Source organism: Paenibacillus sp. FSL H7-0943 (genome assembly GCF_037963265.1).
GTDB classification, from domain to species: domain Bacteria; phylum Bacillota; class Bacilli; order Paenibacillales; family Paenibacillaceae; genus Paenibacillus_AQ; species Paenibacillus_AQ odorifer.
The window spans coordinates 4,288,922-4,303,874 of sequence record NZ_CP150148.1; the positions used below are offsets into that span (position 1 = coordinate 4,288,922).

Annotated in this window: 13 protein-coding genes; all 13 read right to left on the bottom strand. The window is 43.7% G+C overall.

Annotation, left to right across the window (positions count from 1 at the left end; genetic code table 11):
* Window positions 1-97: 97 nt before the first annotated feature.
* Window positions 98-874 (bottom strand): IucA/IucC family C-terminal-domain containing protein, encoded by a 777-nt coding sequence (locus NSQ55_RS18785; RefSeq protein WP_076307712.1) that lies wholly within the window; start codon window positions 872-874, stop codon window positions 98-100.
* A 1-nt stretch (window position 875) separates the two neighbouring features.
* Entirely contained in the window at window positions 876-1,925 is a 1,050-nt protein-coding gene (locus tag NSQ55_RS18790) for an iron-siderophore ABC transporter substrate-binding protein (protein WP_076309706.1), read from the bottom strand.
* Between the two features lie 403 nt (window positions 1,926-2,328).
* Window positions 2,329-4,905: a glycosyl hydrolase gene (locus NSQ55_RS18795; protein WP_339168480.1), complete on the bottom strand. Its 2,577-nt coding sequence runs from the start codon at window positions 4,903-4,905 to the stop codon at window positions 2,329-2,331.
* 292 nt (window positions 4,906-5,197) lie between these two features.
* A complete protein-coding gene (locus NSQ55_RS18800; RefSeq protein ID WP_339168482.1) occupies window positions 5,198-6,346 on the bottom strand; it encodes a DUF3626 domain-containing protein in 1,149 nt (382 codons plus the stop codon).
* Window positions 6,347-6,656: 310 nt separating this feature from the next.
* A complete protein-coding gene (locus NSQ55_RS18805; RefSeq protein ID WP_076182759.1) occupies window positions 6,657-7,301 on the bottom strand; it encodes a Type 1 glutamine amidotransferase-like domain-containing protein in 645 nt (214 codons plus the stop codon).
* Between the two features lie 377 nt (window positions 7,302-7,678).
* Window positions 7,679-8,443, bottom strand: coding sequence for a VOC family protein (locus NSQ55_RS18810; protein ID WP_339168485.1), 765 nt, complete (start codon window positions 8,441-8,443; stop codon window positions 7,679-7,681).
* Window positions 8,444-8,445: 2 nt separating this feature from the next.
* Window positions 8,446-9,252, bottom strand: coding sequence for a pyrroline-5-carboxylate reductase (proC, locus tag NSQ55_RS18815; protein WP_339168487.1), 807 nt, complete (start codon window positions 9,250-9,252; stop codon window positions 8,446-8,448).
* A gap of 17 nt (window positions 9,253-9,269) precedes the next feature.
* Window positions 9,270-10,097, bottom strand: coding sequence for a MetQ/NlpA family ABC transporter substrate-binding protein (locus NSQ55_RS18820; protein ID WP_076141012.1), 828 nt, complete (start codon window positions 10,095-10,097; stop codon window positions 9,270-9,272).
* 11 nt (window positions 10,098-10,108) lie between these two features.
* Window positions 10,109-11,128: a uroporphyrinogen decarboxylase family protein gene (locus tag NSQ55_RS18825; protein ID WP_076127146.1), complete on the bottom strand. Its 1,020-nt coding sequence runs from the start codon at window positions 11,126-11,128 to the stop codon at window positions 10,109-10,111.
* A gap of 30 nt (window positions 11,129-11,158) precedes the next feature.
* Complete coding sequence (locus NSQ55_RS18830) at window positions 11,159-11,818, bottom strand: methionine ABC transporter permease (protein WP_036688669.1); 660 nt, start codon at window positions 11,816-11,818, stop codon at window positions 11,159-11,161.
* The gene (locus NSQ55_RS18835; protein WP_036688670.1) at window positions 11,793-12,836 is read right to left on the bottom strand and encodes a methionine ABC transporter ATP-binding protein; all 1,044 of its coding nucleotides are present in this window, start codon (window positions 12,834-12,836) and stop codon (window positions 11,793-11,795) included. The genes NSQ55_RS18830 and NSQ55_RS18835 overlap by 26 nt, the downstream gene beginning before the upstream one ends.
* A 27-nt stretch (window positions 12,837-12,863) precedes the next feature.
* Entirely contained in the window at window positions 12,864-14,024 is a 1,161-nt protein-coding gene (locus NSQ55_RS18840; protein WP_280753068.1) for an amidohydrolase, read from the bottom strand.
* Between the two features lie 21 nt (window positions 14,025-14,045).
* A complete protein-coding gene (locus NSQ55_RS18845; protein ID WP_052097124.1) occupies window positions 14,046-14,717 on the bottom strand; it encodes a GntR family transcriptional regulator in 672 nt (223 codons plus the stop codon).
* Between the last annotated feature and the right edge of the window lie 236 nt (window positions 14,718-14,953).

The following is a 14,953-nucleotide window of genomic DNA, read 5'->3' on the forward strand; positions in this document are numbered from 1 at the left end:
CCTGACAATAGCATCCTCTGTTAAACGGGCGCACTCGAATAGGATTACATGCTTTAGTGAAAGCGCGTCCGCAACAAAAGTGAATGCGTTGCTGTTGTCATTTTAATTGAGATTCATTCTCATTGTCAATTTTCGGACATTTCCCGCAATATTCCGCCGACATCCTGTAATAAAAACAGCAGGTGATACGTTTCTTTTTTGCAACCGGAGCTAGGTCATTGTTCTCTGTGAACCGGGTAAATGGATTGCGTCTTGCGCCGAACAATTGTCCGGGAGCTATCCGGGTCAGGAAGGCAAAATCTGCTTGTATTCGTTGCCTTTCTTGCCCTAATTCACCTGTTCTAGGAGAATACAGCGGAGCAATACGTACCATAATATTCTCCCAAAGTACTGCCATGGAGACGGGACCAATTGCAGCAAGCGTATGCAGCAGCGGCGCAAGACGTACCGCGAAAATTTCCTCTACGATCTCTTCTCGCCACGCTTCCCTGTCTTCCGGTGCCGCCGTCGCTCGAAGCCCGTTCAGCGCAAGGAAAGGAAAACGCGTATCCCCTTTAAAAGCTGGGGAAGCCGGATGATAGAGGAAGCTGTTCTCCAGCGGGATGGAGACTTCCCGGTTATGAAGGGTCATAGCGGTCAGCATCGGCGCGATCCACAGATAACCGATCCGCTTGGCCAGCATGGAAGCGGCAACCTGCATATCAGGCGCACCGATATAACCCTTAAGCCAGCTTACATACTCGCGGCATGCAGCTTCTTCGTGCAACTGGCTAAGGGCAATTGTCCGAACGTTGCCTTCAGGCGGTTCACCTACCCACAGACGGTATTCCTCCGCCATTTGCTTCCAGGTGACAGACGACAGATAGTTGTCCATTTTAATGCGATCCCAACAGCGCTTCCGCGGTTTGATCTACAATAATGTTGAGGGCAATTGGCCCATAATAAGCGATCCATAGCGTTGAATTCACATTGTATACGCGGTTATTTTTAACGGCATCATGAGATTTCCAGACCGGACTGTTCGCCATTGCCTCTGCCTCTTTGGCAAACAATTCATCCGATAACAGGAAATAGTGATCTGCTCCGATATCAGCGATGGTCTCCATCGAAATTTCAACGGAGGTATCATCTTTGATCTCCTGAACGAATGTAGGGATATTCAATCCCAAATCCTCATAAAGAATGCTTCCGGTCCGATGTTCGGGACCGTGTACGCGAATACCTTCCGGTCTTGGGCGAATCAGAGCTACCGTTTCGTCGCCCAGCTTCGCCGACAGCTGCTCCCGTAGTCCGACGATTTTGTCCTCGTAGGCTTGACGCACTACCTTCGCCTCCGCCTGCTTTCCCGTTATCATACCGATGGTAGCCGATGTATCCCGCCAATCTTCATAGAAGTCGAGTACTATTGTGGGCGCTATTTTACTGACGCTGTCATACACCTGCTCCTGAAAGTCGGTCATCAATATAAGATCCGGATTCATCGCTACAATAGCTTCAAGATTGGGCTCATCGCGTGTGCCCAGGACCTTCACATCACCCAATTGTTCACTTAAATATTCTGGAAACTTTGCATCTTTCGCTCCAGCCACAACGCTGCCTGCCGGATGCTCGCCTATCGCTAACAATTGATCGACGAATTTCACATCAAGCGCGGCGATGACCTTCGGCTTCTCAGTCAGCGTATATTCACCCTTCATATGCGAGATGGTAACCGGGAAGGCTGTAGTCTGAGCCTGTGTCTCAGATGTAGGTGACGGCTCGGCTGAAGCAGATGGCAGTGCGGCAGTGCCCGCATTTGCTCCACCTCCAGTACCGCAAGCCGTTAGCACAAGTACCAGTGCCATCATCCATATCATTAATAGTCCTGCTTTTTGGGCAGCATCTACCTTTCTACCGGTTGCTTGCCTCTTCTTTGTTCTTTTCATGCTGACTCCCCCTTATGTATGATAATGATTTTCATTATCAGATCAATAAAGCGAGTATAATCTATCTTCATACTCTATTTCCATGTACTTTTGCGACATTGCAGCCGGATTAATGCGACATTGCACACCATAGGAACGACTCAGGAGAATCGCGACTGACTACAAAAATTCCACAGAAGCACCTAAATCCCTAATTTTAACAAAATTTCTTTGCTCCTGTTCTGAAAATAGCCAACACAGTCGATGGTAATCTCGCTCAATTCAAGCTTTTCCTTCTCCAGAAACTGATCATCGAGCAATCTGGCTACTTCAGAAATGGTTCTTCCATTGCACTCCCTGCTTCTTCCCAAAATGAAAAAAGGTATCTTTGTATTACACAAAGATACCTTTTTTCATTAAAAGCTTACGGCTCAATCCCCCACACAAGCTGACCATTCATATACCCGGTGACCTGTTCATTGTTGATGAACTGACTGCTGGATGCCTTGAACGAATAATCATTAGCCTGGTTGTAATTGGACCAGTCGGTTTTGGAGAAACGGGTTTGAATTTCTGCGCTCTGACCTGGATTAAGTGTTCCAGCCGAACTCGTGAAACCAATTTCCAAAACATAATCTGCACTGGCAACAGGAGTCGCCAGCTTAACGAAATTGCCGGTTACATTCGCATTTCCGATGCTGGCCCAGTCGATCCAGAAACTCTGATCTTTCTCGCCATCAATCGTATAGTAATACCGGACCTTCACATCACTTAGTTGAATCGCTGAATCACCGGTATTGACTACTTTGATTTTGGGTGAAATCCCGTTGGTGGAGGCACTTGTGTTGCCATTAAAAGCTTGGACCGTCAAATCTCCAGTGGGTACTGGAACACTACTATCCGCTACGTTCACTGTAAGAACAGCATTATTTCCTCCATTAAAATGAAAGGTTAGGGTATTCTGTCCCAGCGGCAGCGTGGAAAGATAGGATTTTTTCAGAACAACAGCAGCGCTTGATGCCGTATAATCCTGACTCGCTAAAAGTGTGGAATTTCCATTTGTGATACTTGCAAGCTGGTGTCCATTTAAGGTAAGGGCTACGGAAATATCCTGGGCTAGATTCGCTGCTTTATCAAATGCAGCGCTCACGGGCGCAATGGATGCGCTTGGCGTGGAATCGACAATTTTCACTTTTAATACGGGATCTTGTCCTTTATTAAAATCAAAGATGATCGAATGCTCGCCAACCGGCAGTGTCGCCAGAAATGCTTTTTTGAGCAGCAGCGTATTTCCACTCAAGGTATAATCCTGAGTCGCTGTCAATGCATTGGCGCCTGTCCGGAGAGCGGTTAACGTATTGCCGTTTGAATTCACGGTGATGGCTTTGTCATTCTGATTGGAGGCATTTTTATCAAATTCGACGTTTGCAGGTGTGATAGACGCACTTGGAATTGGATTGTTAACCTTCAAATCAGGCAGCTCATCGAGCGTGATTACATAATTGCTTTGGTACAGCGTTGTTAAGGTGGCCGGATAATTAAAGGCGGAACTCATGAGATGCTCACCATACCACGGTAAGAAATAGAGCCAGCCCGATTTTTCCTCTGTCAGATTCTGAACGCTTGGAACGGTGTCGTTCTCCGTCATGGCTACCATTTTCGTACCGCCTGTTAAATCAACAAGCTGATAGAAAATCGAGGTAATTGCGTCCTCATTGGGGACACCAGACAAACCGTCATAGCGGTTATAGATCGTATTGTATTTATCATAGCCTACAATATCCACCTGATCATCGCCGGGATACCATGCGGGAGAAGTGCTGTACACGTAGCTGTTGTAGGTCCAGATCAAATTGTGCAGGCCATACGTTTCTGTAAGTTCGGTATAGAGCAGATCCCATAATTGCTTGTACACCTCCGAGCCAGCGGAAGCCCACCAGAACCATGCACCTTCCCCATTCAATCCGCCGTTGCCCTCCGCCTCATGGAAGGGTCTGAAGATAACCGGCACATTGTTATTTTGCAGAATCTGCAGTTGCTCCGCCAAATCCTCAATAGCCAGTTGTACATATTGGTATTCTTTCGTACCTGGAACTACCGCATTAGCAGTATTAAAATTGGTTTCTGTCGGCTTATAGGTGGCTTTCTTCCAATCCACAAATTCCCCGAGCTGATAGGCGGTGAAATCTTTGGGTACAGTGATATGCCAGCTATTTGTCGCAATCCCGCCCCGGTTATTCACCCAATCGATCATCCGGGCGGTTGTACCATCCTCCCAGCCGTAAAGCGGATTGTAATTCATCAAATCAAATCCGCGGATGGCCGGATACTTTCCGGTCAAATTGTGAATCCAATCAAACTCCAGCTCGGAATTGCCATCATTTCCGCCTCCGTAAATCTCCTGCTGACCGGAGATCATATGATTGCCGTAAACCTCCGTTAAATAATTCATCAGCAGCTGAGTTTCTGATGTGGCTTGAGGATCGCTGAGAACAGGCTGCACATCCAGGGGATCAAGATCGGCATAATCCACCGTGAAAGCATCAAAATAAGCGAAACCCCAGCCGGCCTTCAGTTGAATAGTGTTGCTGCCTTGATTCAGCTTGTGATAACCAAAATCGAAATTCGACCACGTGGTCGAATAGGGTAGCATATACGAACCCTTCGTAACGCCGTTAACGGCTAAAGATTGAAGTCTTCCGTCAGCACTGAGCTCCTGCATATAACGTGTGGAGATCGTATACATGCCGGTTTCCGGGACAGTCACTGTGAAGGTAATTGTACCGGAATTCTGCATCCAGACAAATCCGCTTCCGGAGTATCCGGGTTTGGGCTGTCCGTAAATTTGGGTCGTCACTTGAAGATCGGAGGTGAGCTGAGCGTTTTCGCCTTCAATTGTGAAAAGTGCGTTGTCTGCATGAACGGGCGGCGCTGTCATCAATCCAAGCAGCAGAGTAAATGCCAGCATCATTGTGATTGCCTTCTTGAGCAAATTTTTCATTTCCACCTTTCCTCCCTATGTTAAATATGGTAAATAAAAGTTCAATATACCATCTCTTGGATGCGCTTTCATAGATAAGATAGCATATATTCCATATTTTGTAAATCTATCAAATCGAGAAAATTTCCACATGCAAAAAAACTCCCACCAATTCCTTTGGCAGAAGCTTCTTACTATTGATTCACCCAAACATCCCATCAATGACAAGTCAAATATCTCATACGGAGGGAAATTCGCTTATTTATTTGTTTGTTTACTTAAATGCCCATAACTTCAAGCGTACCAAGGCTTCTTACAACTTAAAGTTTCGGAGCGGCTTTCCGTACTTTACCAAAACATGCCATAAGAGTTTTAATTCTTGAAGTACTTCTTTTTCGGTTCCTCGGTCCCGCCATGCTGAAGGATCATGCTTTAAGTGCATAGCAGCAGATCCAATCATGCTCGTATCGATATAACCGTCATGAGCAATACGCTTAGCCAAGGAGGGCATCGTAGGCCCTCTAAAATCTGAAGGCACTTCGTCTACCCACATCGCGAATCCCATGTGCCAATAGAGTTGGACGGCATACTGTAAACATATTTGCTCCAGGACTTGCCCTGTTGGAGTACCCTTGAATGAAGGATCGGCTACTAAGATTTCCACATCTTCCTTTAGACGGATGTTTCCATGAACTTGCGCTTCAATATAGTGGTTAAGATTACGTTTAGCTTCACCCTTTGAAGGGTCTGAAAACGGCATTGTGAGGTTGACCCGAAGATGGTCGACTAATTTTTGTGATTGAAGATTTTTTTCCCCTAGAGCGGAATCTCTTAAGAAAATCTCCTCTAGTAATGCCGCCATCATATCATCAAATTCTGCATATGTCCCTTTCTGTACAGGGTTTTGATGCGAATCCATATAGGTGTATGTACTGCGATAAGAAACCTCAGGGAATAGGAGGAAATAGCAGGAGCCAAAGCGCGGAGCTGGCCCATCCGAATGACGCATCAAATCAAGAGCGCCATATTTAGGGCGTTCGCTATTCGAAGCACCCTCTTGTTGGTATGCCCCTCCAAATAGTCTTTCCTCCCACAAATCACGTGGACCGCCAGAATAGGCTGATACACTACCACTGGATAACAAGGTCTCAAATTGGCTCTTGTACACACCTTGCTCCAATAGCGCCTCTGCAACACTTTTCTTTACCGGATCTAGTCGATCTGGATGGAAATGTAGAGCAATCTTCGCATGTGACTTTATTTTGACCACAGCATCTTCAAACTCTTCCCGATCCACATTAGACATTTGAAGAATTTCATGGATGGTCTGAACTGCTTCACTTTTTCGAGTTCGCGCGTAATTCGTAACATATTCTAAAGCCGATAATTGTGACTCCGATAGTTCCTCAGTGAACTGAGACTCTCTTTTTTTATTGGCCTTTGCATCACCTTTCCACTCCATTGCTTATTCACTCCTTTCTAGACCCCGTATATAAGAAAAGAGACTTGATTTCTCCTCTCAGTGTATCAAACGCTTCTTCACTTGAAAATTCATATCCTTACCATCGCAGATTCCGATAACTTTACATGGATCTCGAATGATATAAATTCAAGATCGAATGCTGATGACTTCAACATCGTATGCGCGTTATGGGAAATCTTCCTTGTTCGCAGGATTAATCAACCCGATTAGCTCTTAAGGTGCTGTCAAGTAGGGACTGAAAACAAATACCATTCAGTTAACCGTCAGTGTCACAACCACTCAACCATAATTAGAGCGTCTCAGCCAATTTCTGAATCTTTGAGTGGGAAATTAAATATACATTGCCTATAATGTCGATTTTGTTGCCCTTCACACGTACAGCACCATCTTTGTCTGCCGCCACATAAATATCCATTTTATTCGATAAAGGGAAACGCTCCTCAATCATCGCGGTGTTATCATGATCAAAATGAGCTTCAAAAGAAAAGTGATTAAGAGCCATACCTTCACAAACAGTGCATTCATCCACATATTCATCAGACATGTTCATCCCACCAGCACTTGTTCCCATTACAACAGCATTGCTTTTTTTAATCAAATCCGATAATTCATATTCCGTCAAAAGGTGCTTTTGGTCCCGAGCGGTTCCACCACATAAAAAAACGACAGAGGCGTTTTGAATTAATCGCTGGGCATCTTCCTTCTGCGTGCGGTCATCAATGAAATGATATTCATCAAAATAAATGTTAGCCTGATTAAACCATGTCCTTTCAAAAACACTATCAATATTAACTTGTTCATCACTAAAATCAGACGATTCAGCGCTAATCATAACCAGCGATTTTCTGTCTGTTATATCCTCATGCAACACATTGACTAGCTTCTCAGAAAAACCCTTATCATAAAACCAATCTAAGTAATAGTGAGTTTTCATCCGTAATTACCTCCATATGTAATATTTATATTTATCCATTATGTTTATCAAAATCCATAGTGACAGACAAGATAAAAATGTCTATAGTAATATAAATTTAGAGGCATAATCAAGGTTTTTTATCTGCGCTAGATCCACACTAAGCTTATCCGGAGTGGAAATGGGCCACGTATTTTTGTTCTGCACCGATTATCTTCACCTCCTTTTATACCATGGATATCGTACCATATAATGGAATTCAATAAATCTTACAAATTTATTAAAACAAAAAAATGCCAGAATCATTAGTACCTTCGGTGAATAGCAAAAAGACTTACTCGAGGTATCGATCCCTTCAAGTAAGTCTTTATTTCTAAAATTATAAAGATACTAGTCCCTTAAACGAAAACATACTCCCCATCACCAATCGAAATCGTCTTCCCTTTCAGGTCTAACGAATCCGTTTCAAAAACCACCTGCTTGAATTGGTTCTCGTCTCCTTGCACGAAAGCAAATGATCTATCGCCAATCTTAAGGCTGAAGGTATCATCCTCTGACTTCGTAACTGGCAGTCCGAATATCGTTCCCCAATGGTTGGCTGCAGCTTCAGGATCGGAGACATGGAATACAGCACGCACGATTTCGACTTCTCCCGCAGGATGAGGCTTAATGACTCCAGATGATGTTAATCTTTCCACTCGCTCTGTATCCGTTCCGCTCCATTGAATGATGAACGGATAGACCAGTCCCCCAAAGTCACCAGCAATGGTCATCATCCGCCACTCTATTAATCTTCCCTCGTTATCTAGACGCTTACCATCGATAATTGGAGATAATGATAAGCCTGCTGCTTTCAGGGAAGCCGCTACTTCTTCAATATCATCCGTCCGGATGACTACTCTACTTAGAACTTCATGTTCTGGTAGAAGTTTTACTGCATCTTTCACCACTAAATTATGTTCAGTTGCCTTTGCCAGCTCAAGATTCTCAATGCCCAGAAACTCGAGATAGGTTAGCCCAAAGTAACTTAAGGCATTATAGGTTCCCCAATCTTTATGAGAGCCTCCCTTAAAAGCAACCAATCCATGAGCTCCAAAGATCTCAACCGGTTTGGCCAAATCATTGACATAGTGAACTAAATGATCCCATTTCATCGTTGCCATGATTACTTCACTCCCAGCTCAGTAGTACGTTTTACGGCTACCAGAACACTTCTTTGCAGACCCGCTGCGAAATCACTGTTGTTTAATTCGTACAAGCCATGCATGCCGACACCGCCAGGTGAATTATTAATATCCAGCAGCTGTCGTGGATGCAGCCCTGTCTGTTGCAGCATTGCTACCGAGCCCATCATATTCTCCAGTGCAACCTTCCAGGCTTGCTCACGCGGCAGTCCGGCAAGTACACCTGCATCCACGAGAGATTCAATGAAATAATAGATATAGTTAGGACCCGCCACACCAAATCCAGTGAAAACATCCATTAACGCCTCATCCAGATATTGTACTTTTCCAAAGCCGAGTAGGAAATGCTCCACTTGATCACGAGTAGCATAAGCATTTAATGCTACACCACTATAGCCATATCCTGTATCGGTTAAAGTATTGGGGATAACCCGGATAATGGACCGTTCAACTCCAAAATACCCAGCTAACTGATCATTTGTCACACCCGCCACAATCGATACGATTGCGGCAGAAGCTGTAGCGAATTGTTGTACGTTTTGACCAAGGGTAGTTAAATCATCCTGTGGGCGAACTGCCACTACAATCACATCTGCTGTAGACAGGTTATGCTCTTGCGAACTCTCCGTATCTACACCGTATTTGGTATTCAAAAACTGCAGACGCGTTTCATTAATATCCGATACACTAATTTGATTTACAGACAAGGTGTTATTCGCTATACATGCGCGGATGATCGCTTCCGCCATCTGTCCGCCACCAATAAAATGAATCTTTTCTTTGGTCACTCCGTTCACTTCCTTAATTAATTGTTGTCCCAAGCTTCAGGTAGAATGAAACCATCATATTTTTCTAATCCAAGAATATATTCTTCAAACTCTTTGGATTCATAAGCAGCTTTCAAATCTTTAGCCCACTGAGAATTTTCATCCTTTTTATTAACCGATACGATAATTCTGTGTTCCATAGGTGTGTTTTCTATTTTCAAAGCATCCGTAATCTTTCTGTCCGAATTAGCAATATAATTACCATTTACAACGCCATAATCAACATCTTGAAGGGAGACAAGGATTTGAGCGGGGTCCAATATTTTAATATCAATATTATATTTATCCGGTTCCATACTATTAATATTAAAATCCGCTACGCCTGCCCCTTCTTTAATTTTGACCCAACCCAATTCTTCCAGAATACGCAGTGCACGCTCTTGGTTTACCGGATCGTTCGGAACAGCTACGGTTGTACCGTCTTTAACATCGTCTAGCGTGGTATGATTTACAGAATAAAGACCTTGTGGAGCACCTGGAACATAAGCAATTCCGACCATATCTGCATTGATTTCTTCGTTAATGGCCTCCATATAAGCTGTACTTTGGAATATGCTTGCGTCAATGGAGCCTTCCTTCATTGCTGGATTGACCTGCATGTTTTGCGAGAAGGTTTTAATGTCAACGGAATACCCTTGTTTCTCTAGAATCGGTAGAATCGATTGGCGGAATTGTTCCTCATAGGTTCCGACACCAAATCCAACGGTAAGCTTTTTCTTATCTCCAGAATCCCCCGCCTCTTTATTGCCACAAGCCGTCAACACTGCAAGAACACCTATCATCATCACTAACATTAACTTTTTCATACTTATTTCCCCTATTCCAATATAGATTTTTTAAATTGTGCCAACGCCTCATCCGTCACATTGAGTGGGATTGCGCAATTTGGTGATAGAATAAACGGCTGGTCTTTCATTAACTTTAATGCATCTTCAGCCTGCTGCTTGATTTGGGCAATATCGTTTACCGCAAACAACCCATGATCGACTCCACCCACTTTAGTAGCCTTGAGATTTGCCTCTAACCCTGGATTCCCCTCGGCTATCGTATCCCAACTGATCCCGTCAATCCGATAATCGTTAAACTTCTCAGGCTGGGCGTAGGCTCCACAAGTATGAAGAATGTTTTTTCCATAGCTTGCTGCTTCTAAAACAATAGAATCATAAGGTCTGGACAGTTCGTCAAACATAGCTTCATCAAATAATCCTGGGTGAGCTGTGCCCGTCACTGCGTAGAACAAACCGTCAGAACCCGCTTGCTGTAACTCTTGTACATAATCGGCTAAGGTTAAGGAAATCGCATGTAGCGCATGATGTGCTGCCGCTCGATGTTCTTTAAACAAGGATTCCAAAGTTACCGGGTGCTCAATACCAAACACCGTTTTAGTAACGTAAGCAGAACGCCCTACAATAAATAGCAATACTGTTAATGGTGAAAATACCGTTTGGATTAGCGGGGTGTCTGGTAACCCTTGACGAATTTTTCTAACCGCATCTAAATGCTCTGCCAAAGGGGCTGACTGGACTGCCTTTTTGACGTCGATATCCCACAGACTAGCCGCTGTTGGAATAGCCGTCGTTTGCTGTCTCGGAAATACGGTCTGATAATCCGTAAAATCGTATTGATTCCCCCAAGCTTCCGCCAGATAAGTCGCTCTTGGATTAATCTTGACCCAATCCCAATCATATTTTTTCGTAAAAGAAATCGTAGTTTCTGCTAAATCATCTGCAGTTTGTTCTTTGTCGATAAAATGGCGCCAACCACTTCCGATTGGACGATCCGCCCGTTCTCCAGATAATAATGCTTTAAAACGATCTTGCTTACTCCATTCACTCATCTGTCGAGTCCCTCCCAGAATATGTAGTAACTAGTAACGGCGAATTTTTCTTGCTAGCGTGTTGCCTAAAGATTGAATACCTTGCACTAAAATAATGAGGATAATCACGGTGGCTACTACGACAACAGTGTCAAAGCGTTGGTATCCATATACGATCGCCAAGTCTCCCACGCCGCCTCCCCCTACCGTTCCAGCCATTGCAGTTGCACCTATCAAACCAATCGTCGCTGTAGTAAGAGACAGGATTAAGGATCCAACCGCCTCTGGCAATAAAAAGTACCAAATGACTTGAAAAGGAGTGGCTCCCATCGCCTCAGCGGCTTCAAGGATTCCCGGATTCACTTCAAGCAGTGAGTTCTCTACCAACCGTCCTATATAAGGTGCGATATAGATAATCAAGGGTACGATCGCTGCGCTTGTCCCAATTGAAGTATGAACAATCAATCGTGTGAAAGGCACAATCGCAACCAGTAAAATAATAAAAGGCAATGAGCGAATGATGTTGATAATTGGATTTAGTACGGCGTAAAGCGCTTTGTTCTCCAAAACCCCACCCGGACGAGTGATGACAAGCAATATCCCAAATGGGATCCCAATCAGGGAACCAACAAACAAGGAGAACCCTACCATTTGAATTGTTTCTATAATCGCCTGCAGAAATTGATCACCTGTTACTGTGGTCGAAAACATTAGATTCTACCTCCTCTACACCGACTCCATTTCTTGTTAAGAAAGATAATGCATTGTTAATCTCTGCTGCCTCACCATCGAATTGAATGATCACTGTTCCCAGTGTTGTTTCTTGAATCTCCGTCGTATTCGCAAATAAAATATTGACCTTTATATCGCAGGAGCGAATCATTTCAAACAGGATAGGCTCAGAGGCACTTGCTCCCACAAAATTAAGCTTGTACAGCTGACTTCCGGGTTCTGTTTTGATAGATTTCCGCACGCTAGAGGTCATGCTATTTTGAATAACCGTCTTCACGAAATTTTGCGTGGTCAGATGTTTTGGACTTCCGAATACATCTAGAACACTTCCTTGCTCAATAATCCGGCCTTCTTCCATGACCGCTACCTTGTTACAAATTTCTTGAATCACGGACATTTCATGTGTAATGATCATCACGGTAATGTTGTATTCAGCATTGATTTTTTTTAATAGCTGTAAGATAGAATGTGTGGTCTGTGGATCTAAGGCAGAGGTCGCTTCGTCACATAAAAGGATAGACGGATTCGAGGCAAGCGCTCTGGCAATCCCGACACGTTGCTTCTGACCACCTGATAGCTCACTCGGGTAACTCCCCGCTTTGTCACTTAATCCAACAAACTCTAGCAGCTCCATTACCCGCTGGCGGATTTCATTTTTATTCTTTTTTAGGAGAACTAGAGGGATCGCCACATTATCAAATACTTTTTTTGATTCTAATAGATTAAAATGTTGAAAAATCATTCCGATATTTTTCTTAGCGGTACGCAACTCTTTATCGTTGTATGTTCCCAAATCACGTCCAGCGACCATAACTTGTCCTTTGGTGGGTCTTTCCAAATAATTGACTAAACGAATTAATGTACTTTTCCCAGCACCGCTATAGCCGATAACCCCGAATATATCGCCTTTCTCGACCTTTAAATCGATTCCTTTAAGAGCATCAATAGTTGTCCCTTTCCGAGTGAACGATTTGTAAACATTCTTTAATTCAATCATTTCCATTCCCCTCAATCATCTTTAGGATTAAGCTTCCTCTTGCAGCTTCACCAGCGCTTGTTCTGCCAATAAAGCGAAGTACTTAGCAGCTGGCAATATCGCAGCTTCATCAACATCGAAACGAGGGTGATGTAAGGGATAGGCTGGACCCGATCCTATATTCACAAAAGCACCCGGTATCTGTTGTAAATAAAAAGAGAAATCTTCTCCACCCATCTGTGGAGGAATATCATGTACTTCATAGCCGAAATCTGAGGCGATCTCTTTGGTAAAGTCCGCCCATTCCCCATGATTTATCGTTGCGGGTGGACCTGGATGCCAGTGTAACTGGGCCTCTGCCCCAGCTCCCGCAGCAATCCCTTCGATAAGACGAGTCATTTGTATTGGAATATTGCGGCGAATCTCTTCATTGTAAGTTCTTACTGTACCTTCTAATTCGACTTTTTCCGGCAATACATTCCATGTGAAGCCTCCATTAATTCGGGTAACACTTAACACTACTGGTTCAGTGGTGCTGTTTTGGCGACTTACGATGGTTTGTAGTGCGGTAATGATTTGAGCCGCAGTTACAATCGTATCCACACCTTTTTCAGGATAAGCAGCATGAGCGCCGACACCTTTTATTGTAATTTCAAACCGGTCAACACCGGCTGTTAAAGCTCCTGTTCTTGTTCCAAAAGCTCCCGTAGGCAAGTCAGGTGAATTATGGAGACCAAATATAGCCGCCACATCCTGGAGTCCTCCCGAGGCTAAGACGCTTTCCGCCCCATGCCCTGTTTCTTCCGCGGGTTGAAACAATACTCTAACCTTTCCAGGTAGTTCATTTTCACGAGCCTTTAATAATAATGCAGCACCTAAAATAGTAGCCGTGTGAAAATCGTGACCACAGGCATGCATCTTTCCTGGGATCTCTGAGGCAAAGGACAATTCAGTTTGTTCCTCTATGGGAAGTGCATCAATATCACAACGAATGGCCACTATGGGTCCGTGACCCTGCCCGATCTCTGCGATGAGTCCGGTTTGTAAAGGCAAGTCAAGGATGTGAATATTGGCTTGGGTCAGCCATTCCCGTAATTTTGTTGTGGTTTTAAACTCTTCATACGCTAATTCAGGCTCACGATGCAGGTTTCTGCGAACCTCTATTAATTGATTAGCTAAAGCTTGCTCAACTTCAGTCAGTGGTTTCATAGGTGACGTACTCCCCTTTCGTTATGCTTCCAGCTTTTCTTCAATCCCTTTGATGCGATCAAGCGCAGTCGATAGACTGCTTAAAATATGATCTTGCATGGCTTTTTCAGCACCATCTTCATTTTTAGCAGCGATCATTTGTAAAATAAGATCATGTTCTTCATCCGCTTGTGTGTTCCAATCTCCATGCATAGAGACGAATCGACAATAACGAAGCGAATGATCTCTTAATTGATTCAGAACCTTCTCGAAGGTTTTTAGTTCGCTGATTTCTGATAAATAATCATGGAACTCAAATCCATATGTAACAAAATTCTGATTATCACCAAGCTGGAACGAGTGTTTCATTTTTGTAATCATCGTCGTTAAATTCACAATATCTTTCTCTGTGGCATGCTTAGCTGCACTTCTTGCAATATAGCCTTCAAGCATGCTGCGAATAAGAAATATTTCTTCAACCTCTTTAAGGGTTACTGAAGCTACCCGCAGTCTTCCATTTGGCTGTCGAACCAGAAAATCCTCGTTCTCCAGTCTCTGTATCGCCTCTCTTAGAGGTGTGCGGCTGACCCCGAGCAAGGCCGCCAAATTTTCTTCATTTACAGGTTGATTCGGTTCAAACTCGCTATCAATAATTTTTTGTTTTAATTCATAGTAGGTATTATCCTTTGATAACCTTCGTGATCGTATCGCCATTTCTATACTGCTCCTCATCGATAATCTGTGGGGTCCGAATCCCAATAATATATTTGTATAATTGTATACAATTATTAGTTAAGAATGGATTGGTTAGTTACATTCCCTTCCATACCGTTCAAGCTTTTTTATACTATATTCCAATTATTCCACCTAGTCAAGTAGGAATTAAAAATCAATTTAATCCCCTCTTTTCAACACAAAAAAACCCTACAACCCTCAGGGGTTGTAGAGCT